At 69.6% G+C, this 21304-nt stretch carries 14 protein-coding genes and 3 pseudogenes; 9 read left to right on the top strand and 8 right to left on the bottom strand.

Annotated features, from left to right (window positions below; all coding sequences use genetic code 11):
- Positions 1-863 precede the first annotated feature (863 nt).
- Together idi and AC07FV_RS24795 are read left to right on the top strand one after the other, a co-directional pair.
- Positions 864-1457: an isopentenyl-diphosphate Delta-isomerase gene (gene idi / locus AC07FV_RS24790; RefSeq protein WP_479089437.1), complete on the top strand. Its 594-nt coding sequence runs from the start codon at positions 864-866 to the stop codon at positions 1455-1457.
- Positions 1445-2197, top strand: coding sequence for an HAD family hydrolase (locus tag AC07FV_RS24795; RefSeq protein WP_479089438.1), 753 nt, complete (start codon positions 1445-1447; stop codon positions 2195-2197). The genes idi and AC07FV_RS24795 overlap by 13 nt, the downstream gene beginning before the upstream one ends.
- Positions 2198-2234: 37 nt before the next feature.
- Here AC07FV_RS24795 and AC07FV_RS24800 read toward each other — a convergent pair whose 3' ends face one another.
- The 4 genes from AC07FV_RS24800 to AC07FV_RS24815 all read right to left on the bottom strand — a co-directional run bounded on the left by AC07FV_RS24800 (position 2235) and on the right by AC07FV_RS24815 (position 12261).
- Entirely contained in the window at positions 2235-3224 is a 990-nt protein-coding gene (locus tag AC07FV_RS24800) for a hypothetical protein (protein WP_479089439.1), read from the bottom strand.
- 59 nt (positions 3225-3283) lie between these two features.
- Entirely contained in the window at positions 3284-6097 is a 2814-nt protein-coding gene (locus AC07FV_RS24805; protein ID WP_479089440.1) for an acyl-CoA dehydrogenase family protein, read from the bottom strand.
- Between the two features lie 66 nt (positions 6098-6163).
- Positions 6164-10930: an SDR family oxidoreductase gene (locus AC07FV_RS24810; protein ID WP_479089441.1), complete on the bottom strand. Its 4767-nt coding sequence runs from the start codon at positions 10928-10930 to the stop codon at positions 6164-6166.
- A 44-nt stretch (positions 10931-10974) separates the two neighbouring features.
- Positions 10975-12261 (bottom strand): acyltransferase domain-containing protein, encoded by a 1287-nt coding sequence (locus tag AC07FV_RS24815; protein ID WP_479089442.1) that lies wholly within the window; start codon positions 12259-12261, stop codon positions 10975-10977.
- A 471-nt stretch (positions 12262-12732) separates the two neighbouring features.
- Here AC07FV_RS24815 and AC07FV_RS24820 point away from each other — a divergent pair, with 471 nt between their 5' ends.
- Positions 12733-12975 carry a hypothetical protein gene (locus AC07FV_RS24820; RefSeq protein WP_479089498.1) on the top strand — a complete coding sequence of 81 codons (243 nt, stop codon included), beginning with the start codon at positions 12733-12735 and terminating at the stop codon, positions 12973-12975.
- A 266-nt stretch (positions 12976-13241) separates the two neighbouring features.
- Here the strand turns inward: AC07FV_RS24820 and AC07FV_RS24825 are convergent.
- From AC07FV_RS24825 to AC07FV_RS24835, 3 genes and pseudogenes are all read right to left on the bottom strand, one after another.
- Positions 13242-14063, bottom strand: a pseudogene (locus AC07FV_RS24825) (serine hydrolase domain-containing protein); the annotation flags it as partial.
- Positions 14060-14998 (bottom strand): DUF6895 family protein, encoded by a 939-nt coding sequence (locus AC07FV_RS24830; RefSeq protein WP_479089443.1) that lies wholly within the window; start codon positions 14996-14998, stop codon positions 14060-14062. The pseudogene AC07FV_RS24825 and the gene AC07FV_RS24830, both read right to left, overlap by 4 nt.
- Positions 14995-15288, bottom strand: coding sequence for a hypothetical protein (locus tag AC07FV_RS24835; protein ID WP_479089444.1), 294 nt, complete (start codon positions 15286-15288; stop codon positions 14995-14997). The genes AC07FV_RS24830 and AC07FV_RS24835 overlap by 4 nt, the downstream gene beginning before the upstream one ends.
- A gap of 332 nt (positions 15289-15620) precedes the next feature.
- Here AC07FV_RS24835 and AC07FV_RS24840 point away from each other — a divergent pair.
- The 5 genes and pseudogenes from AC07FV_RS24840 to AC07FV_RS24860 form a co-directional block, all read left to right on the top strand.
- Positions 15621-15973: pseudogene (locus AC07FV_RS24840) on the top strand (transposase); the annotation flags it as partial.
- Between the two features lie 71 nt (positions 15974-16044).
- Complete coding sequence (locus AC07FV_RS24845) at positions 16045-16419, top strand: hypothetical protein (RefSeq protein ID WP_479089445.1); 375 nt, start codon at positions 16045-16047, stop codon at positions 16417-16419.
- An 807-nt stretch (positions 16420-17226) separates the two neighbouring features.
- Positions 17227-17421: a ribbon-helix-helix protein, CopG family gene (locus AC07FV_RS24850; RefSeq protein WP_125490113.1), complete on the top strand. Its 195-nt coding sequence runs from the start codon at positions 17227-17229 to the stop codon at positions 17419-17421.
- The gene (locus AC07FV_RS24855; RefSeq protein ID WP_479089446.1) at positions 17418-17810 is read left to right on the top strand and encodes a type II toxin-antitoxin system death-on-curing family toxin; all 393 of its coding nucleotides are present in this window, start codon (positions 17418-17420) and stop codon (positions 17808-17810) included. The genes AC07FV_RS24850 and AC07FV_RS24855 overlap by 4 nt, the downstream gene beginning before the upstream one ends.
- Before the next feature lie 216 nt (positions 17811-18026).
- Positions 18027-18168, top strand: a pseudogene (locus AC07FV_RS24860) (ATP-binding protein); the annotation flags it as partial.
- Positions 18169-18563: 395 nt separating this feature from the next.
- On the opposite strand, the gene AC07FV_RS24865 reads toward AC07FV_RS24860, so the two are convergent.
- Entirely contained in the window at positions 18564-18896 is a 333-nt protein-coding gene (locus tag AC07FV_RS24865) for a hypothetical protein (RefSeq protein WP_479089447.1), read from the bottom strand.
- A 1187-nt stretch (positions 18897-20083) separates the two neighbouring features.
- Between AC07FV_RS24865 and AC07FV_RS24870 the strand changes: the two genes are divergently transcribed.
- Positions 20084-21291 (top strand): IS3 family transposase gene (locus AC07FV_RS24870; RefSeq protein ID WP_479089448.1). Its coding sequence is split into 2 segments (ribosomal slippage): positions 20084-20330 and positions 20330-21291, totalling 1209 coding nucleotides; the frame shifts between segments, so codons are not numbered across the junction.
- The last annotated feature ends 13 nt before the right edge of the window (positions 21292-21304 follow it).

Raw genomic sequence — 21304 nt, forward strand, 5'->3', positions numbered from 1 at the left:
GCACAGCCAGATACGGCAGCGGACACCATGAGTCCTCAGCGCCCGGTCCAGGTATGCCGCCACATGGCGGTTACCGACCGCGTCGGCTCAGGCCGGCGGTCCGCTGGAAAAAGCACGCCGAGCCGCTCCACGCACTGGCTCGCGCCGAGTCCAGGTCCGCACCGGACCCCGTCGTCGAAGGACGGTCTGTGCCATGTGTAGAGCCATCGTCTCGTTCGTCGCCGCCTCGGCGCCCGGCGCCTCCGCTCGCCTGCCTGCGGCGGCCGCGACGGCTGCGACTGCCGCGGATGGCAGCGGTGTCGTCAGCTGTCTCTTGGCCATGCCGAACACCTCCCACGCGCCCCGCCCCATGCTCACAACGCCCCCTTCACACGCCGACGTGTGTTCCTCCGGCACCTTGGGCCCCTGCGTCGCGCCCGGACCTCCACCACGCCGCGGGGACGTACACCTTCCTCCGGAGCGGCGACCTCAACTGCATCGAGGCGGCAGCGCCGGCACCGGTCAGATCCTCCGGGCCGATCCCAGCAGGCAGCCCCCGGGGTCGCCTTCACCAGTTCCCTGACGCTCCGGCCCGACGGCATGACGGTTCTCGTCACGACCGGCCCGATCACCCAAGGTGACTGCGCGGGACACACGATCGTCATCACTCAACCTCGGTCTCCTGGGGTGTGTGGCACTTGGTCCACCGACATGTCCGGTCCCTTGCCCGTCGACGTTCCCTGACGTCCATGGACGACCCTTTGTTCGACCACGTCGCCGCCCTCGTACGGCGAGAGGCGGCTCCGGGCGCCCGGCAGCCCGCGCAAGAGGCCCCTCCGGGAAGCGCCTGGTCAATCACTGCCCGGGAAGACCTCGGAGGCACGATGACCGGTGACAACGAGCATGTCGTACTGCTCGACGACGGCTGGAACGCGGTGGGCAGCATTCCGAAGGTGCGGGCACACCACCGGAACACGCCGCTGCATCTCGCCTTCACCGCCTACATCTTCGACGAGGCCGACCGGCTCCTGCTGACGCGCAGGGCCCTGTCGAAGCACACGTGGCCCGGCGTGTGGACCAACAGCCTGTGCGGGCACCCCGTCCCCGGCGAGTCGCTGGTGGACGCGGTACGACGCAGGCTCCGGGCAGAACTGGGAACGACGGCGGAGCGCATCGACCCCGTGCTGGGTGCGGTGCGCTACCGGGCCACGATGGACAACGGCATCGTCGAAAACGAGGTGGGACCAGCCGTACGGGTACTGCAGGCGGCTCCGCTCGCCCCGAACTCCGACGAAGTCGACTGCGTGCGGTGGGCGCCGTGGGACGTGGTGTTGGCGGAAGTGGACCAGCACCGCCTGGAACTCTCCCCGTGGAGCGTCATTACGATCGAGCGCCTGCGCCGCCTCGGTCCGCGTCCCCGGGACTGGACCGTCGTGGACGTGCGGGACCTTCCCTCCGCTTTGCAATGCCGGGACTGAACCGGCGCCCGGCCTTCGTGTTCGACCTGGACGGCACGATCCACTCCGGCACCCTCGGGGCCGCCGTCTTGCGCGAGCTGGTTGGGGCGCAGGCCGTCCGAGACGACGCAGTCGGTGCGGCCCTGGCGGCTGTGGCCGACCGCGACGCGGCCCCACAATCCTTTCGCGACACGGTCGAGACGGTCTACGCGCACTATGCGGCCGCGATCGGCGGGCTGCCTCACCAAGTCCTCGAGGAGGCTGCTCACCGCGCCTGGCGGGAGTGCCGGGCCGGCGTGTTCCCGTTCGTACGGCCGGTGCTGTCCGCAGCGGCCAGATGTGGCTACGTCACGGTCGTCGTCTCTGGCAGTCCCGAGGAAGCGGTGGCTCGGGCAGTGGCGGACCTGGGCATCGCCCACGGCTACGGAGCCCGGGCGGAGACGGTCGAGGGACGCTGTCGTGCCCGTCTGCTCCGTGCGCCAGGACGTCTCGGGCAGAAGATTCGCTGTCTGCACGACCTGGGCGAGCGTCAGCCGCTCGACCTCGCCCGTTCCGTCGCCCTGGGCAACAGCCTGGCCGACGCCGAACTGCTCGCGGCCGTGGGCCACCCGATCGCCTTCGAGCCGGATGCTGAACTTGCCGTGCTCGCCCGTCGCCACGGCTGGCCCGCGGTCGACCGCACCACCGCCGAGCGGGCCTGTGTGGGCGCGATGCCACGTTGCCAGAGTGCCGCCCCTGGCCGCGAGGGCGATGGCCTGTGATGTCATGGCCAGGGCCTGCACTCGCGCGGTCTGACTCTCACGGGGAGCGTGGAGTGGACGTGAGGTGCGATATCCGGTGAACGAGGACGACGGCCTCGGGAACCCGCGGGAAGCGCAACAGCCGTGCCTGCAACTCTCTCAGCAGCACCGCGGCGTGGTGGGAGCGCAGTGGTATGCATCCGTTCACGAAGAGGCGACCGTGGAAACACCCCTCCTCGACGAGGCCCAGGTCGAGGAGGACGAGAGCCACCCGCGCCTGGCTGATGGCTGTCCCGCGGTGGTCGTGGGCAGGGCGTCCCCCCGCCGCGTGTCGCAGCGCCTCCAGGGCAGCCTGTGTGTCTCCCAGATGGTGCAGCACCCGCCCCTTGCTGTAGGACCAGCCGGCCGCGGCAGCGGTGCGCAGGGAGGCGAAGTAATAGCGCTGGGCCAGCCCATGACGGCCCGCGTCGACGGACCTCTCCCCCAGCAGATGAGCGACTTGCGCCGTCACCGTCAGCAGGTCACGGCGCAGGGCCGGCGGCGCCGGCCGCACCACCAGCCGCCCGACGTCGTCGCCGAGGTAGCAGGCGGCCAGGGCACGGGCGTGGCCGCCGCCGAACCTCGACCAGTTCGCGGCGAACTGGTCGAGCATGAACCGGACCCTTTCGATGTCGGCGTCGCCGATCACGGCACGGGATCCGCTGCGGTCACTGGCCTGCTGCCAGCCCAAGACCTCACCGTCAGGCACCGGCAACTGCTGGAAGACAGGACGTAGCAGCCGCCAGCTACGCGTAGGATCGGCGTCCGTCCTGGCCAGGGCGATCAGACTTCTCACGGGGTCGCTGTCCGGCCGCCCGCGCCAGACTGCGCCTGGCCCGTGGTCCTCTTCCTCCTCCGTACGCCCGGCCAGGCCGGTCTCCGCCACGCTGATCGGACGACCGATCCTGCGCGTCAACGCCTCCGCCACGAAGTACGGGACCGCCCCCCTGGGACGGGAGCCCGCGAGCCAGTGGGTGACCGTGGTGCGGTCGTAGCGCAGCGACGCCATTCGGCAACCCAGGCCCCGGCGGGCGGGTTCGCACCTGAGGACCTCCGAGGTACAACCGTTCAGGGAGCGGCCGGTGTGGAAGCGGGCACCGCTGCGACCACCTGTTCCGGGGTGACGGGCTTGCCCCGCAAGGCGGTGTCCGGGACCCAGGCCACGACCCGCAGATGCGGCCGTGTCATGCGGACGAGGACCTCGCCGGCCGCGGAAACTAGGTGGAAGGCGGGGTTCGTGGCAGTCATCGGCTCCTGCAGCAGGGTCAGGCCGATGCCATACGCGTCGAACAGCCCGATGTCGTTGAATCCCGTGTACAGGTCGAGCCCCCCGTACCCCAGAGGAACGGCCACGCCGACGCGCGGCGCGTTGTCCGGGTCGGGGAAGGGCACGCGCGTCAGTGCGTCGACGGCAAGGCAGGGGATGGTGAACCGCGTGAACGCACTGTCGCCCGCCGTGCGCCCCAGGTCCAGCTCGGTGGCGCTGCCCATGGGCCCGAGGCGGCACCCGCGGGTGTTGTCGTAGACGCCGAGCAGCGTCATCGGTACGGCAGGAAGAAAGTACGGGTCGACCACGCGGGTGCCGGCTGCTGCCGTATTGGACGAACAGGGCGGTGGGGCCGGCCTGGCCGCCTCGGGCGCCAGGTGGACGGTGGCCTCGGCGTGCAGACGTCCATGGCGCAGCACGCGCCCGGAGGAGTGGACCACGTCGGACAGGACGCGGACCGTGACCTGCCGGCTGCCCGCTTCCTCCCTGACGTCGCCGACCTCGGCGCGGAATCGGGACGGCTGCTGGGGGTCCATGCGGAGGAACGCGTGGAAGCGCACGTCGCTGAAGCGGATCACCGCGAGGCCGGGGACGACGCCGGCGGCGGCTTCCGCCGCGATCTCGAGCATGTGCGAACCCGGGAGGGTCGGCCGGCCCTTGACGCGGTGGTCGAGCAGGTTTGCGTCCAGGCGTGAGTCGAGTTCTCTGCCCCAACCGTCCCGGGGGTCCGCCGTGTCGACGTAGAAGCCGGCGCGCCTCGCGCCCGATTCTGCGGTCCCGTCCGGGACCGGCCGCGGGGTAGCGGGCGACGGATCGGACAGACAGTCGTAGGCGTGCAGGTAGTCCCCGGCGATCGGTGCCCGCAGGCGGCGCAGCGGCACATCGAGGCCGTCCACGAGTGTGTCGAGGAAGGAGGCGGCGTCACCGCACAGGCTGTCGAGGAGCGTCGGAATCTGCCGGACCTGCTCGGCCGTGAGGATCTTCTCCGTGAGGTACCAGTGGGCATCAACGGCGATCTCTTGGAGGGCGAAGACGGTGGACACCGGGAGTAGCGCGCTCCGTGTGTCTGCGGCGGCGCCGTCGAGGGCGGACTGCAGCTCCTCACCGGCCATGCGCAGGCCGTGCGCGCGGGTGAGGGCCAGCAGGTCGCCGGCGACGGCGTTCCACAGGGCGAAGCTGCCGGTCCCCTTCTCGAACCCGGCCGTGACATGCCGCGCCAGGTGCTCGTGCAGTCGCCGCTCGCGTTGGCGCAGGCACCATGTCAGGAACCCGATCTCCCGAAGGTCACCGCTGGTCCTGGGGGTGTCAGTCGGCGGCCGGTAGCCCGACCTCATCACCATCTGCTGGGCGGCCTTGAGGGCGATCACGTCGTTGTCACCCTCGGAAGTGACAACAAGATGGCCGAACGCGATGTAGTCGGCGATGCGGTTGCGGCTGAACAATCCCTGCGCGCCGCACCGCTCCCGGCAGACCAGCACCACCCGCTCGGCGGCCCGGCTGGCGTTGACCTTCATCACAGCGACGAGCCGCTCGACCGCCGAGGTGGCCTGACCGGAGTGGGCGTCCAGTTCCCGGCGGGCCCGGTTGACCAGCAGCGACATGGCGTAGGTCCGCGCCAGGGCGCCGACCAGGGCGCGACGGTGGGCCTGGTGCTCGATGAGCGGTACCGACGACTTCCCGGGCGCGAAGGTCAGCCGCTGTGTGCTGTACCTGCTGGTGATCGACACCGCTGCCCTGGCGCACGCCATGTGTGCGCCTGTGAGGCCGAGCTTTCCCGGCACCACTCGCTTCATGGCGTCCAGGAAGCGCTGGTGCGGTCCGAGACTGCTGTGGAAGGTTCCGTCCGAGGCCAGGCGGGAGTGGCTGCCCAGCATGACGGCGTCGCGGGGGAGGCGCACCCCTTCGAAGACGGTGATGGCGTTGTCGAGGGCAAGGCCGGGCTTCTCCGGGAGCGGAACGATCCGGACGCCGGGGCACGGTCCGGCGGAGTCCCGTATCCGCACCACGAACGGGAAGACCCCGTGGTCGCGCTGCTTCACGACGAGCCGTGCGAGCACCACCGCGATCTTCGGCACGGCGACGGCGGTGTTGGGCATGTACTTCTGGGATCGCGGCGTCGGCGTGCTTAGGGTGAACGTGCCGGTGCGCGGATCGAACACGGCCTGCGTCTCAAGTGCCTTGACGTTGTTGCCGTATCCCAATTCCGTCGCCATGAACACGCCCACCGAGTCCAGTGTGTCGAGTTCGTCGATGTACGGCTGCAGGCTGGGCTGGTCGGCGACGTGGTCGAGCAGGGTTCCCAGGCACAGGTTGTAGTGGATGGCGGCGAGCGCGGCCATCGTGGTGTCCACCGTCGCGGTGGCGTCCAGGAGCGCGAAGAGAATCCGCGGATCCTGGGCGACCGATACCGCCGAGGGCAGGTGGCGGCCCAGGGCGCGCAGCCGGGCGTAGGACAACTCGCAGCGTTCGCCGCTGGTCAGGCCCTCCTGAGGCTCGAACAGGGAGTCCGACAGCGCGGCGGACAGTCGTCGGTGGATCTCGGCGGGACGTTCTCCGTGGAGCAGCCGCGCCAGGTCCTCGACGGTCTTCCCGCTCGGGTCAATTTTCCCGTTCATCGTCATCGACGCCTTCGTCGTGGGGTGTGAGCACGGACTGGTTCCAGATGCGTGCCGGGTCCGCTGTCACGACTTCACAGGGGGCACGGTCCGCTGTGGCTCGTCCGCCGCAGACGACGGCCGGGTACCGGGCGAGGAGCGCAGTTCGGCGTCGCCCGCGAGGATGACGACGGGGTCGTCGCCAGAGGTCCGCAGTTCGGCCATCTGGAGGGAGGCGCCCTCGGTGTTGTCGATGCCGGTGAAGACGGCACGCCGCTGCTGTGCCTGCCGGTGGATCGGTGACGCCGCCAGTCCGACGTCGGTCCAGTACGGCCAGGCGACGGTGGTCATCGGCCAGCCGTGCCGGGCGCGGGCGTGCTCGGCCGACGTCAGGAGGTAGCCGTGGGCACTGGCGTAGTCGATCGCGCCCGGTGAACCGACAAGGGCGACGAAGGACCCGACGTTCAGCCACCGCCGGGGCGGTACGGGGACGAGTGCGTCGACGAGATTGCGGTGGCCGCGGACGACGATGTCGCGGACGCGGGTGAACTCGGCGAGTGTCTTCCTCGGTATCCGGCCCGACCGGCTGATCCCCGCGCCCTGGAGGACGAGGTCGACGCGCCCATGCTGGTTGACGATGCGGTTGACCACGTCGAAAACCGCCACGCGGTCCGTGATGTCGCAAGCCCGGTAGTGCACGCGATCCTCACCGCACACCTGGCGGTAGGTCGTCAGTGCCTCCTGCACCATCCGGGCGCGCTGCACCGCCTCATAGCGGGCCGTGACAGTCGTGAGCGGTGTGCCGGGCCGTTCACGCAGGCGCGCGGCGATGTACTCCCGCCTGTCCGGCGGGCTTGCGGCGAGTTCGGCGGCGGGAATGTCGTACGGCCTGGTGGTCCCGAGCACCCACAGGTGCGGGCGCCACCGGCGAGCGAGCGCTTCGGTCAGGACCCGGGTGACACCCCGGCCGCCTCCGACCGCGAGTACAACGCAATCGCCGTCGAGCTCCAGGCCTTGTGTCGTGTCGTCCGGGCCGTCCGCGCTGTCCGCCAGCCATCGCTCCGTCCGGCGGACCCCTCCCACGTAGCGCACCGCGGGCAGGGGGCGCCCCCTGCCCGACTCGCGTCCGACGAGCGCCAGTGCCTCGCGCGGACGGTCGGTGTCGCTCACGACGCACAGGCTCAGGCACTCCGGCAGCTCGAGCGCCATGCTCTTCACCATGCCGGTGAACATGCCCTCGCACGCGCTGGACGTGGCACTGCCGCGGGCATTGAACACCACGACGACGCACGACCCGCCGTCGCTCAGCTCGCCGACGGACCCGCGTACGGCCGCGAAGACCAGTTCGTGGATGGCCAGTACCTCGTCCTCGCCGGCGGCGAGGTCCACCAAGACCCGCAGGTGGCGCTTCTGCCGACCGCCCAGGACCACCTTGTCCAGCTCGGCGGCATCCACACGCACCGCGTCCGACGGTGCCGACCCGTACGAGGCCGGGCAGATCACCGCGCGCCGTGGGGAGGCGATTCCCTCCAGGCAGACGTTCGTCACGAGCGTGCAGTCGGCGGGAAGGGCCTCCAGCGCCGACGTCGTCCCCCGCGTGCCCTGGTCGGTGACCCAGGACAACGTGTGCCGTCTGATCCGTGGCGGCGGCGAGGGCGGCGTACCGGCAGCCCGTTCCGGGCGGTCCGCGTCGGACCGGACGGCGTCGCGCCCGGCCGGTGCGACGAACACGGCCGGCTGCCCGAGGTCCTCCACCGGCGTGACCAGCCGGCGCTCGCCACGGACGACCGCGCCGAGCACGTCGACCGCGGCGTCGGCCCCCAGCCATGACCGCGCGCGTGGTGTCGCGTCATCCGGATCCGAGTGCGTCGTCGTCAGGTCGTCGAGGCCGGGCCAGGTGAGGGTCGCCAGCACCGGGAGGTCGTGCTCGCGGGCGACCGACCGGCGGGTCAGCGCCAGCCCGAAGGCGCCTTCGGCGATGCTGGTCGGCGCGTCGCCGGAACAGATCGCCTCGGCGAGAGCGGGTGAGACGACTCCGTTGGCGCCGAGCAGCAGCACCAGGTCGAGATCGCCCGTGCGCAGGAAGCGCCGGGTCGCGGCCAGCGCGGCCAGCGCGGAGTCACGGCCCGCGTCGAAGCGCACGCTCAGCCCCTTCACGTCGAGGTGGCTGGCGGCGCGACCGCCGGGGATGTTGGCCATCCCCCCGGTGAGCGAGTCCTCGTTGGTGGGCGGAACCGATTTCCGGACATCCGCGGACAGCGCGGAGACGACCTCCGAGTCCAGGGCTGTCGCAAGCTGGTCCAGGTAGCACCGCAGGGCGTTCTCGGCGTAGGCACGGGTGGGACCGGAGGAGGCGTAGACCACACCGGTCGTGTCACGGAGAGCGGCCAGGGCGGGGCCCAGCGCAGTGGCGAGTCCGTCGGCGCAGCGCAGAGCCATCGGCTGTGTCCGGTCAACCGTCTGCACCGCACGCCTGGGCATCCGGAAAGCGGCACCGTCGAACCGGTAGTCGTCGCCGTAGGACAGCGGCCACGGGTACGAGCCGGTACGCAGCCAGTCCTCCACCTGAGGGGGACCCGGCTCACCGGGTAGGTCCGCGCTCCATGCGACGACAACGACGGGATCGTCGTCGAGGTGCCGCAGGGCCGGGGGAGGGGACGCCGGATGCGGTTCGCCGAGGACCACGAACGCGTTGGCTCCGCCGATGCCGTAGGCGGCCACCGCGGCCTTGCGCGGCCGGTCCGGCCTCGGCGACCAGGGCGTGTCCGCGCGGGGTACAACCAGGGGTGCGATGTCGCCGGCCGGCGTCGTCGCGGGGCGCTGGGCGGGGATGCGGTGGTGTCGCAGGCCGAGCAGTGCCTGCACGACCGAGACGCCACCGGAGGGCGGCCCGGTGTGACCGATCAGCGACTTGTTCGCCGACACGGTCCAGCCCTTATCGGGCGCGGCACCCCGCAGCATCGACAGCTCCGACCGGTCACCGGCCCGGGTGCCGGTTGCGTGGGCGAGAACCCAGTCGACCTCGTCCTGATTGGTCCCGCTCCGGGTCAGGGCGCGGTCCAGGGCCAAGCGCTGGCTTCGCGGATCCGAGGCGTTGATCGCCTTTCCGCGTCCGTCGCAGGCCCCGCCGAAGCCCAGGACCAGACCGAAGACCGTGTCACCGTCGCGCCGGGCACGCCGGTGGCTCTTCAGCGCCAGCACCACCGAGCCATCGCTGATCACGGTGCCGTCCGCATGAGCGTCGAACGCCTTCAGCCGCCCGGACCGGCTCAGCCCGTGCATCGCGTCGAAGAGGACCATGTAGCGCGGAGAGGTCGCGAAGGCGCCGCCGCACAGGGCGATGTCGGCCTCCCCATGCAGGATCGCATCCGTGGCGGAGTCGATGGTGTAGAGGGCGGAGGCACAGGCGGCGTCGACCGTGTCGATCCTGGTGCCGGGCGGTAACAGCCCTTGCACGGCGCCACGGGCCACGTGGTGCGGCAGGGCCCCGAGGATGCCCTGGGAGCGTGGAAGGGCGCGGTCGAGCTGCCGCGACAGCGCGGTGCTCGGTTTGCCGCCAAGGAGGCGCACGACCTGATCGCGCACCAGGGACTCCTCCAACTGTCGCCCGGCCTCGGGGACCAGCCCCAGGGCCACGTAGGCCCGGTGCCCGGTGCCGATCGAGCAGGTGGAGAGGGCCTGTGCGACGGCGTGCCGGATCCAGGTACGGATGTCCCAGTCGGTGGAGCCGAGACGGGGCTCCGTCTCCGGGGTATGGGGCACGGCAACCAGTGGGCTGCCGTGCAGCAGCCCCGAAGCCCTCGCCGCCGTCTTGTCCTCGCCACCGGCCCCTGAGAATCGCGCGAGGTCCAGGCCCGGCGGATCGTCTGAGTACTGCGGTTCGCCCTTGCCCAGCACTTCCCACAGGTCGTCGGCCGAGCCGATGCCGGGGGCCAGTAGCCCCACGCCGACGATGGCCACTTCCCCGTTCTCGTCCGAGGGGGTGTGGTGCCGTCCCCTGGGGGAGGGACCGTCACGGCGCGCCGTGCGGTCGCCCGACGGTGCGGCAAAGCCGCCTTCCACCGGCGCGCCGTGCGGCGCCGGCTCGGACGCAGGGCTCCTGCGGGGGTAGTCCGGCGGGGACAGCGCGTAGAAGCCGGTGCTGACGCCCCCGTCCACGGTCAGCGTCTGGCCGGTGATCCACCGTGCGGATTCCGACACCAGGTAGGCGACGGCCTCCGCCTGGTCCTGCGCGCTGGACAGTCTGCCCAGTGGCGTCGCCTCCCGCGTGACCCGCAGCATTTCCGCGGAGCCGGGGAACCTGTGCGTCCACGCACCGTCGAACAGGCCGCACGACACGGCGTTGACGCGGACACCGTGCGGGGCGAACTCTACGGCCAGGTAGCGAGTCAGCGCCTCCACGGCGGCTTTCATCGGACCCACGCCCGCGTAGTAGCCCACCACCATCTCCGCGCCGAGCGAGGAGATGTTGACGATCGACGCATGGCCGCCGCGCATGAGCGGAAGGGCCCGCCGGGAACACAGCCGGGCGCCGTCGAAGCACGTCGCGACGGTGCGCTTCCACTCGCGATCGGAGATCTCCGTGAACGGCTTGAACACGCCGTACACGGCGCTGTTCACCAGGACGTCGAGCCTGCCGTACGCCTCCTCGACCCAGGTGAACATCCGGTCGACGTCCTGCGGTCGTGCGACAGAGGCCCGGTAGGTCTCGGCCGACAGCCCGGCGGCCCGGAATTCCTCCAGGGTCCTAGTCGCTGCCGCCTTGTCGTGGAAGTAGTTCAGGACGACGTGGGCGCCCTGTTCGGCGAGCTTCCTGGCGATCGCGGCGCCGCCCTGCTTGGTGCCGCCAGTCACCAGGCACACCTGCCCTTCCAGGGGTCGCGCGGCATCCTGGTGGCTCACTTCGTGGCCTCCGATTCCCGGCTCATCCGCTGCACCACGAAATCGGCCAGTGCGGCCAGGGTGGGGTACTCGGTGATATTGACGTGCTCACCGGCGTCACCGAGGTGGTACCGCGCGGCGGTGCGTACGAACAACTCCGTCTGCTGGATGGAGTCCACGCCGAGTTCGGCCTCGAGGTCCGCATCCTCAGTGATCACGTCCTCGGGGTAACCCAGCTCGTCGGCGTAGAACTGCCGGAGCTCCTTGAGGACCGTTTCCCGGCCGGGGTCGCCGACGCCAGTGCTGTCTCCGGTGTCGTTGCTGACTGCGTCCGCTTCTGCGGGCCTGTCGGCCGGCCGGCCGGCGTCGAGTGGGTCGGCCGCCGTGATCTCGTCGGTGTCCGGCGCGTCGGCGGCGGGCTCACCTACCGTGCCGGTGGCCACGCGCGGGAGCGTCAGGCCCACCAGCTTCGACAGCGTCGCGACCGGAGCGCACTCGGTGAACTCGTCGTAGCCCGCCGCGAATAGCTCTCGTATCGCGTCGACGAACCGGACCGGGCGGAACAGGTGGGTGGGGAGCAGCGCCGCGTAGTCGTCGTCGTCCCGGTAGAAGCGGCCCTCGATGGGGGAGTAGACGCGAGCCCTGGCCCGGCCAACGGGGATACCCGAGATGGCGGCGGCAAACCGGTCTGCCGCCGCGCGCAACAGTGGGCTGTGGAACGGGTACGGTGCGTCCACCCGCGCCGATGATATGCCCAGCGCGGAGGCTGCCTCCTTGAGGCCGGCGAGGGACGGTAGGGGCCCGGCCACCACGGTCAGCCGGGGCGCGTTCACCGCCGCGACGGCGACCGAGGGGTCACCGAGCGCGTCGACCATGGCCTGCGTTCTTTGGAGGCCGGCTTCGAAGGCCCGCATCCCGCCGGCTTCCGCCGCGTTCTCCCGCAGGGCCTGCGCACGGGTGCACACAAGACGGACGCCGGTGTCGAGGTCCAGTACGCCGGCGGCGACGAGCCCGGCGATCTCCCCGCCGCTGTGGCCGACGATGACGTCCGCCGGCTTTGGTTGACCGATGAGCCGGTCCGACGCCACGGCCACCGCAAAGGCCGCTGCCAGGGACCAGTCGGCGTCGGGCGACGCCTCGGCTGACAGGAACGCGCCGGCGCCGGAGCCGACGCCGTGCACGGCGCACTTGCGTCCGATGGTGGCCAGCAGGTCGTGCGCGTCGGGCTGTTCCGCCAGGGCCGCCAGGGCCCGGACACCGCGACTGCCCTGTCCGGCGTACAGACGAACCGAGCCTTCGATCATGATCGCCCCTAAGTCCGAGCGCAGAACGGGACCGTGAGGTCTGTTTGCCTGCTGCTCTGCCGACTGTCTGTCATTGACGTGGCTGCTTCTTCCGCCACCGAATCGCCCCGGACAGCCCTCGGGTGTCCACGGGAACGCGGCGCCGTGCAGGTGGCGTCCGGTCGGTTCCCCATGAGACCCCACCGCCGAGGCCGGCGTAAGGGCGGGCCGCGGTGGAGACGTGAACGCGATGAACACTTGTGTCCATGGGAAACGGGCTCGCCGACGGCATGCCGGTGTCGGCGTCTCGGTGAGGAGCACGTCACGAGTCGCGTTGGGCGTGAATTCCCGAACCCCGGAACGGCGCAGAAACCGGGCCTCCCTTCCTGCTCGCGCCGCGCAGCACCCGAGCCGAGCGCCTCTCGTCCGGTGCAGTCCCGACAGACCTGACTGCGTGTCCGCTCCGAGCGGTCAACAGGCCGAGAAGGCGACGTGAAGGTGATGGACAACAACCCGGAACGGATTCCGGTCGACGCCAGGGAGAACCTGCGCATACCGCGTGTCGACGAGTTGGTTGTGCTCCAGCTGCATTCTGCCGTCACGTTCAACGCCTTCACCAACGACACCGTCGCCGACCTGGACGACGCCGTGTGCAGGGCCAGGGCGCGGAACGCTCCATCAGGGAGCTTGCACTGTGGCCCGGTACGACGAGCAGTCTTCATCGATGCAGCGTGAGCAGAGTGTTGTAAGCCTGCTGGACGAGGTCGTTGCGGCGGCTGGCTGCGGTGTTGGGCAGGGCTACGACCGCTGTCCCGTGGTGCGTGTTGAAGCCGACGAAGGCGGTGAACCCGAACGTGCCGCCGGTGTGGCAATGGACGACGGACCCGTCGGGGGCGGGGGCGGATGTTCCACACCAGCCCCAGGAGGTTGGAGCCGCGGGGTCTGCGTAGCCGGGGCCGTTGAACGTCGTACAAAGCAGTACGCAGAGTGGAGGGGATCTCAGCGGCCGAGGCGGGATCGAGGAGGGCTTCGGCGAGGGTGAGCAGGTCGCGCACGCTGGCCCTCATGGCTCCCGAGGGGAGAAGACCGGGCATGCGCAGCGGAGGCTGGGCACGATGGCGCCAGTGGCCGGTGGCCGTGGACGGAGTGGTGGCGCAGCTGGTGTCGTGTAGCCGCAGGGGCCGTATGACGCGCGCCTGTGCCAGATCCGGGTACGACATCCGGGCGGAGTGGGCCAGGGCATGGCCCAGCAGGCCGACTGCGTAGTTGGAGTAGCGGAAGCGGGTACCAGGGCGAGCGTGCAAGCGGACCTGGGACAGAGCTCGGAGTGCGTGGTCGGTGGTGAAGGCGGCGTAAGGAGTGGTCAGTATGGGTGGGAACGGGGTCTGGGCGAGGGAGGTGTGCAGGAAAGTGGTCAGAAGGCCGTGCAGGCCGGGAGGGGTGTTGGGCAGTCCGGAGGTGTGGGTGGCCAGGTGGGTCAGGGTGATGGCGGGTCCCTGTGTGGGCAGCTCGGTGTTGACGGGAAGGTGTAGGGCCAGTGGGTCGTTGTGGCCCAGGAGGCCGCGGGCTGCCTGTTCGGCGAACAGCAGGGCGGTGAACGTCTTGGTGAGGGAGCCGATCTCGAAACGGGTGGCCGACTCGACCGGTTGCCCGCCGTGACGCATGGTGCGACCGCGCACCATGAGCGCGCGCCGACCTCTGCGGTGCAGAGCCACTGCGACTGCGCTGGCGGCGGGCGCGGCGGTCAGCAGCGTGCGAGTCGCATTCTCGACGAGGGCGGGGTCGAGGCCGTGGCCGGTGTTGTCCGGGGGAGGGGAGGTCATGTGCCGCCGCGTGGTGCGGTGGTGCCCGGAACGTCCAGGTCGCGCGCGAGGGCGATGGTCGCGGCGATCACACTCACCACGGTCGTGTGATGGTGGTCCTCGAAGCGAGTGGCCGGGTCGGCGGCGACGGGACGATCGTCGCAGGGCATCAGGCCGTCCGAGTGCTGGAGCCGTTCCAGGCGGAGCCAGTCGTCGAGCTCTGTACAGGGCTCCGGTAGGCAGACGCCGACGGCCAGTAGTTCGCCCACCAGGTCCCACTGGCAGGTCTCCGTCCAGATGTCGGTCCACACCGGTAGCCAACGGGTGAGGTGGGTGGCCATGTCGTCGGGTAGTCCCGTAGGCCGGCGTCCCCAGTCGGTGAGATGGAAGACGGTGTGCGTGAGGGCGTAGCCGATTTCCCAGTTGATGTGCCAAGGCTGCGGGTTGCTTCCGAGCCAGGTGGACCGGGTCAGCTCCGACCAGTCCGACTTGTGCGTGATGCGGTCATGGCCGGTGGTGCGCAGTGCGTTGGCTATGGCGAGTCGCCGATTGGGCACGCACTCGACGAGCCGTCCAACACCTGCTTCAGAGAGGTAGGCGACCAGTGTCTCCATGCCTGCGTGACGATAACCGACCAGGGAGAAGGGGGCGTAGAACTCCAAGGCGTCGGTGGTCATCGGGTTCTGGAGCAGCCGCTCGTACAGCAGTGCGCCTTCTTTGAACTCCGCCCAGCAGAACTTCGTCAGGTGATGGGCCAAGAGCCGCTCCCGGCTGCCGGCCGTGCCCTCGCTCAGGACCAGGCCGGCGGCCAGCGCCGTCTCCGCCAGGGCTTTGTAGACGTCCAGGTCCTCGGTGATGCCCTTGCCGCTCAATGCGGACAGCTCCCGTTGGGTGTGCAGCCATTGCAGACCGCGGGCCCTGATGCTGTGGGCGATGGGTGCCAGACGTGTACTCACACGTGCTCCAGGTCGAGCAGGCGGCGGGCGATCGCAGTGTCCAGCGTGCACCGGCCGGCGTCGCCGCCTCTGAGGGCGATGTCCTTCGTGAGCAGTGCTACGTCTACGGGAAGCTCGGCACCGTCGGCGGCCAGCCAGGCGAGCCAGCGTGTGATGCGAGCGGCAGTGGTGAAGTCGCGGCGCAGTACTGCGCGGGTGGCCCCGCGGGCCAGGGCCAGTGCGTGGGAGCGTGCGACGTGATGAACGGGCCCGTCCAGGCCGGGAAGGGCCAGCGACGCGAGTCGGCCCATCCGCAGCGACCACGGTACCCAGCCCTCGCCGCCCCCGGCGTCGCCCGGGTGGCGCCGTGACGCGTCATCGGCGCACGGCGGAGGCTGTCTGGGGGCCGGAGGCAGCGCAGAGGGATCGTTAGAGTCCAGACGAGTCAGCAGGGTGACCATCCCCCAGTCGATCCAAGCCCTGATCCACGGCCGCTCCGGTCCGTCCGGCGGTACGGCCGGCGGGCGAGCCTGCGGCGACAATGCCGACAGGCACCGCCGCACCGCCGCGGCCTCCTCCGGGTCGATCCCCCGGCCCGTCAGCACATACGGAGCCAGGACGTCGGCTCCCAGCAGACGCACGGCTCATGGAAGGCATCAGGATGCCCCGCCCCGGACCGGGCCGCCCCGCGTCCGACCCCTTCGAGTACGCGGCGACAAGGCGTACTCCTCCCGCGCCCACCGGGCCTACCTTCGAAAGCGCGGAATCCGGTGCACGATCCCGGAGCCTGCCAATCAGGCCGCCAACCGCAAGCGGCGGGGGAAGGACGGCGGGCGGCCTCCGGCCTTTGATCGCGAGGACTACAAGGCCCGGCAGGTGGTCGAGTGCGGAATCAACCGGCTCAAGCGCATCCGTGCGGTCGCCGCCCGGTTCGACAAACTCGCCGTCCGCTTCGAAGCCACTGTCCTGATCGCTGCGATCGGTGAAGGGCCGTGACCGGCCTGAGCTCTCGGTTCCTCATGCCATGCTGCCCGCGACCAGGTGAGCACGTGAGGGGAAAGGCAACGATGGGGGCTCAGTACTACGGCGCCGACAGCGAGAATGGCGCCCGCATCGACGACCCCTCCGAGGACGCGCTGTTCATGATGATCAGCGACCTCAACGACTCCGACAACACCTTCGTGGTCGTCCAGCCCGACGAGAACGACCCCGTCTGGTTCGCCCCCGTGGCTGTCCTGGACGAACGCGGCTACGAGATCGTCCGCCGTGACACCACCCGCAACGAGCACGAGGTCACCGCGGCGACCAGCGTCAACGACGTCACCCGCGACCTCACCATATGGATGGCCGCCCGCGTCGTCCCCGGACGGCCAATTATGCAGGTCAGCGAGTTCTACAACACGGCCAAGGCGGCGCCCGCTGCGCGGCCAGCTCCTGCATGACCGTCCACGGGCGACGCCTTACGCCCCGTCGCCCGGATGGTCTTGAGCGGGTCGACGCTGGTGTTGTCAGGGGAGACACCCCACAGCATGTTCGTGTCCACGGTGATCAAAATAGGCGGCTCCGTCCCCGGGTGGCGTGCAACAGGCGGGACAAGCCTCCCAGGCCCGCAGCGGCCCCGTCAGCGAATTCCGCTCACACTGCCCCTTCGGCGGCTGGCCTCTCGTAGGCACTGGGTGTGCCGACGCGACTCCAACGGCGTGAGGCTTCGTACCGGTGGAGTCGCTCCGTACTACGGGAAGTCATGATGTGCCAGAGTTCAGGTGCCGAACCGACGTAAAGCCGTGACGCTCATTTGACGCTCCGGGCGCCCGGTGGCTCTCATCCGGGACCCAAAAGCATCTTTGACCTGCTGCTTTCCTGCCTGCGGCCAGGCCGATATCTTTCCGATGACGTCTCACGTGGAGTGTGTAGCTATTCTTGAGCCTGCTGCAAAGAGGCTCTGACCTGCGGATTTCTATGGTTCTTCAGGTGCGGCCGGTGGTGCTCGACCTGTTTCCCGAAGTGCAGCGGTTCGAGCGGGCGGATTCATCTCTATAAGTCGCTGACCTGCGAATTCGCAAGCGAGGTGCGTTGCGCGGGCGACGTTTTCGAGGGGCGTTCGCGAACTCTTGACGCTCGGACGACGCTCGCAGTAGAAGCCTCTGTCGCACTTCCTGAGGCGCTGTGCGCTGCCATCTCGGGCTCTGCGTTTCAGCGAACACGGCCCGACCGCGCCAGACGTGATACCAGTCAGGTATCATGCATGTATGGCGATGACACTCCGACTCCCTGATGACCTTGACGCGAAGCTGTCCGAGCGGGCTCGCCGGGAAGGCCGTAGCAAGCAGGAGCTTGCCATTGAGGCCATCCGTGATGCCCAGGACCGGGCCGAGCTGAAGGTCGATGACGTTTTGGCCGAGCTGATGGACAGTGATGCGGAGATTCTGGACTACCTGAAGTGACGGACGTGCGCTACATCCAGATCGACGAGATCCTGGCCATCGCCCGCGCGGTCAACGGTACCGAGCACAGCGTGCGTGACATGGGTCTCCTGGTGTCGGCGATCGAGCGACCTCGCACGAACGTGTTCGGGGCCGAGCTGTATCCCACGCTGCACGAGAAGGCTGCGGCGCTGCTGCACTCCGTTGCCCGCAATCACGCGCTGATCGACGGCAACAAGCGCACCGCCTGGCTCGCCATGCGTGTCTTCCTGCGGTTCAACGGCGCCAGCGCCAGTACCGTCCCGCCGCCCGCCTCCGTTGCCGGCCCGTTCGTCGAGGACGTTGCACAGGACAACATCGATGTAACCGTTGTCGCCAAGCGCCTCTCGACCTGGTTCCCCGTTTCCTGACGTGCGGCGTCGTGCGATGGGGAGTCGAAATGAGGTCTTGGAGGTGGTGTTGGCTCCGTGAATCCGAGTGACTGCCCGTGAAGTTCGAGGTCTTGCTCCCGCAACTGACGAAGGGCAGCGGCTGCTGCTGGTAGCCACGGACGAGCGAGGAAGGGGAGTACGGCCAGGTGGCAGCGACAACCCCCGTGAGGGAACAAGTGCCAGCCCCGGATGAGTGGGGTCTTCGGCGACGACGCCCTGGCCACCGCAATCCTTGACCTGCTCCTGCGTCACTGCGAGATCGTGCCGATCAACGGGCGACAGCTGCCGGCTCAAGAACCGCCTCCAGGCCATCGAGCGGGACTCCGACGTGCCCTGAGCGGTAGTGCACGGAACTCGTACTCGGGGGTGCATTCAGACGATCACGCGGACAACAAAGCGGCAACGCTGCCGGGGCGCGGTCAATGTGTGCCCCGGAGCCGGGCTCGGGCCGGGGCCCGGGCCCCTTCCGGGTAGGCGCGAGCGCCACCGCATGGACCCGGGGGTCGCCCAGTACATACTGCTGGCCCCGCTGAACACCGGTGAATGGAAGCACGGCGCCGGCGCGTTCGTGCTGCTCCTGAAGGTGGTCAACTCCCAGGCGTACGGGCCGGACGCGGTGGAACTGATCCGCGACGTGCCCCGGGCCGCGACCACCCTGCTGCCGACCGCGACCGCGACCGCGACCCCGGTCCCGCTACCGACCCCGACATCCGGAGCCGGGCCAGCCCTGTCTCAGTCGGTCATCTCCACCTCGGGCGACACCTCGAACCGATTGAAGATCATCCAGGCTACCTGGAACTGGTCCCGCAGGCAGGGCAGCCTTTCGGACACGCCGACCCTGACCTCCGTCTCCCCTTCCTCCACGACCCGGGACATGGCGACCTCAACAGCGGCGTCGTCGCCCAGCGGATAACTGAACCAGCCGTCGCCGGCCGCCCCCACCTCCAGCCCCGCTTCGACGGCTCCCCATTCGGAGCTGTCGAAGCGATACCCGATGATCTCCGACAGGGCGACGAGAAACCCCTTCAGGTTGTCGCGCCGCAGCCAACCGCCGACGTGTTCCACGACCGCACCGCCCTCAGGCATCGTAAGGAGTACTCACCTCCATGACCTCCAGAGTCTCCCGGGCAGTCGCCATGACCGGTCCCCACTGCTGTGAGTGCAACGCCTCGTCGAGGACGACGCCGAGCCTTCGCATGGCTTTTGCCTCTCTTCGTCACGGAGTAGGTAGCCGATGCTTGCTCCGGGGTTGTCCAGCACCCCGGTGTCGTCGAAGAAGTCCAGCAGGTGGTCCAGGGACTCGCTCCCGGACGGAACATGGAGCGCTTCCAGTCGGCTCCTGTCCCTGAGCTGCCGGAGCCAGTCGACAAGCTGATCACGCAACCAGGGTGTCTGCAGGTCCGTGTCATCAGGGCCATCAGGGGGCATTCCAGCTCCTCCATGTCTGCCACTCGCTCAGTGGTACGTGCGCTTCGACCGGGTAGTCCTGGATTGTCGCTTGGGAGGCAGCACACCATCGCGGCGCACGATCCTGCCGCCTGAGTTGATCACGACGGGATGCACCTGCTGAGTGGCGTGCGCCGAAAGCAGGGTCCCCCTTGTCGATGCGTACACTGTCCTGGCCTCTGGGGGCACGCCATACAAAGCCGGGTTTGCTGGTCGAACTGGGCCCCGTAGACACAGCCCGGCGTTCCCGGACCGTCGCCCCAGCAGTCCTCGTCCCAGATCCAGCCGGCGTACTCGACTGCGTGCGGGACGTTGCTGATGGCGCCGTAGAAGACCTCGCCGACGCTGCGGCAGACACAGGACAGGAAGCCCCAGTCCTTGCAGCCGTCGTTGACCTGGACAGCCTTCTGCTGGGAGGCGTTGCTCCCGCCGCTCGTGGTGGTGCCTCCACCGGACGGCGCGGCCTGGCTATCACGGGCGCGCCCGCCACCGCCTGAGGTGCCGCCGGTGTACTCCGGGCACTGTGGGTTGATCAGGCTCGGGCATGCGTAGACCGGCTTCACGGCTTCGTTCGGGCGTCCGTTGCCAGGGGTGCCGTCGGGGCGGGTCGGGCAGGCGACACCGAACCGCGGGCCGTAGGCCAGGCCCAGGCCGCTGGGGTCCGCCTGGGTGACGGGTCCGGGCGGCGTTGCTGTAGCCGTTGAGGGTCTGCGGGATGTTCGTCTGGAGCAGTGGGTCGGTGAGGCTGATCCTTTGGAGTGGACACCCTGACAATGGATCTTGATGGTCCAGGGAGGGATGTCCACGTGGGACGCAAGTCGCCGTATCCGGAGGAGTTCAGGAAGGACGCGGTCGCGCTCTACCGTGCCGCGGCCGGGAAGCGGACGTACGCGGCGGTGGCCGCGGATCTCGGCATCACCGCGGAGTCGCTGCGGACGTGGGTGCGCAAGGACGAGAACCAGGCCGTGCCCGGACGCCGTGACACGGGCGGCGAGGTGGATGAGCTGGCCCGGCTGCGGGCGGAGAACGCCCGGCTGCTGAAGGCTGAGAAAGAGTGGCACCTCGAGCGCGAGATCCTGCGCCGGGCGGCCGCGTATTTCGCTCGGGAGGTGAAGTGAGCCCTCGCCGCTGGGACTTCATCTCCGACCACCGCGCCGACTTCGGCGTCAAGCGGATCTGCCGGGTGCTCGGTGTGTCCCGCGCCGGCTACTACCGCCATCTGGCCACCGGGCAGGCCCGCGCCGAGCGCCAGGCCGAGGAGAAGCGGACCGTGAGCGAGATCCGCGCCATCCACGCCGAGCACGATGGCGCCTATGGTGCCCCGCGCGTCCATGCCGAGCTGCGTGCGAGGGGACAGCGGATCAACCGCAAGCGCGTGACCCGGCTGATGCGGGTCAACGACATCGTCGGCCGGCACCTGCGGAAGAAGAAGCGGACGACGATCGCGGACAGGACCGCGCCGCCCGTGCCGGACCTGGTGGTGCGCGACTTCACCGCGGACACCCTGAACACCAGGTGGTGCGGTGACATCACCTACGTCGCCGTCGGCACGACCTGGCTCTACCTCGCCACGGTGATCGACATCTGCTCGCGGCGCGTGGTGGGCTGGTCGATCGGCGACCATATGCGGACCTCGCTGGTCACCGACGCGATCGAGATGGCCGTGGCCGCCCGCGGCGGCCAGGTGAACGGCGTCGTTTTCCACACCGACAGGGGCGCCCAGTACAGCGCGGCCGCCTTCGCCGAGGTCTGCCGCCGGCACGGCATCCGCCGAAGCATGGGCCGGGTCGGCTCAAGCTACGACAACGCCCTGGCCGAATCGTTCTTCCAGAGCCTCAAACGAGAACTGCTTCACGGACGCCGCTGGACCTCGAAGGCACAGACCCGACTCGAGCTGTTCCGCTGGCTCTCGTACTACAACAGGCGCCGTCGGCATTCCGCCCTCGGCTACCTCACACCGGCCGAGTTCGAACAACGACTGATCACGTCACGTACTCTGTCACTCGCCGCATGAAACCCGGTGTCCA

The sequence above is a fragment of the Streptomyces sp. NPDC045956 genome, from assembly GCF_056430705.1.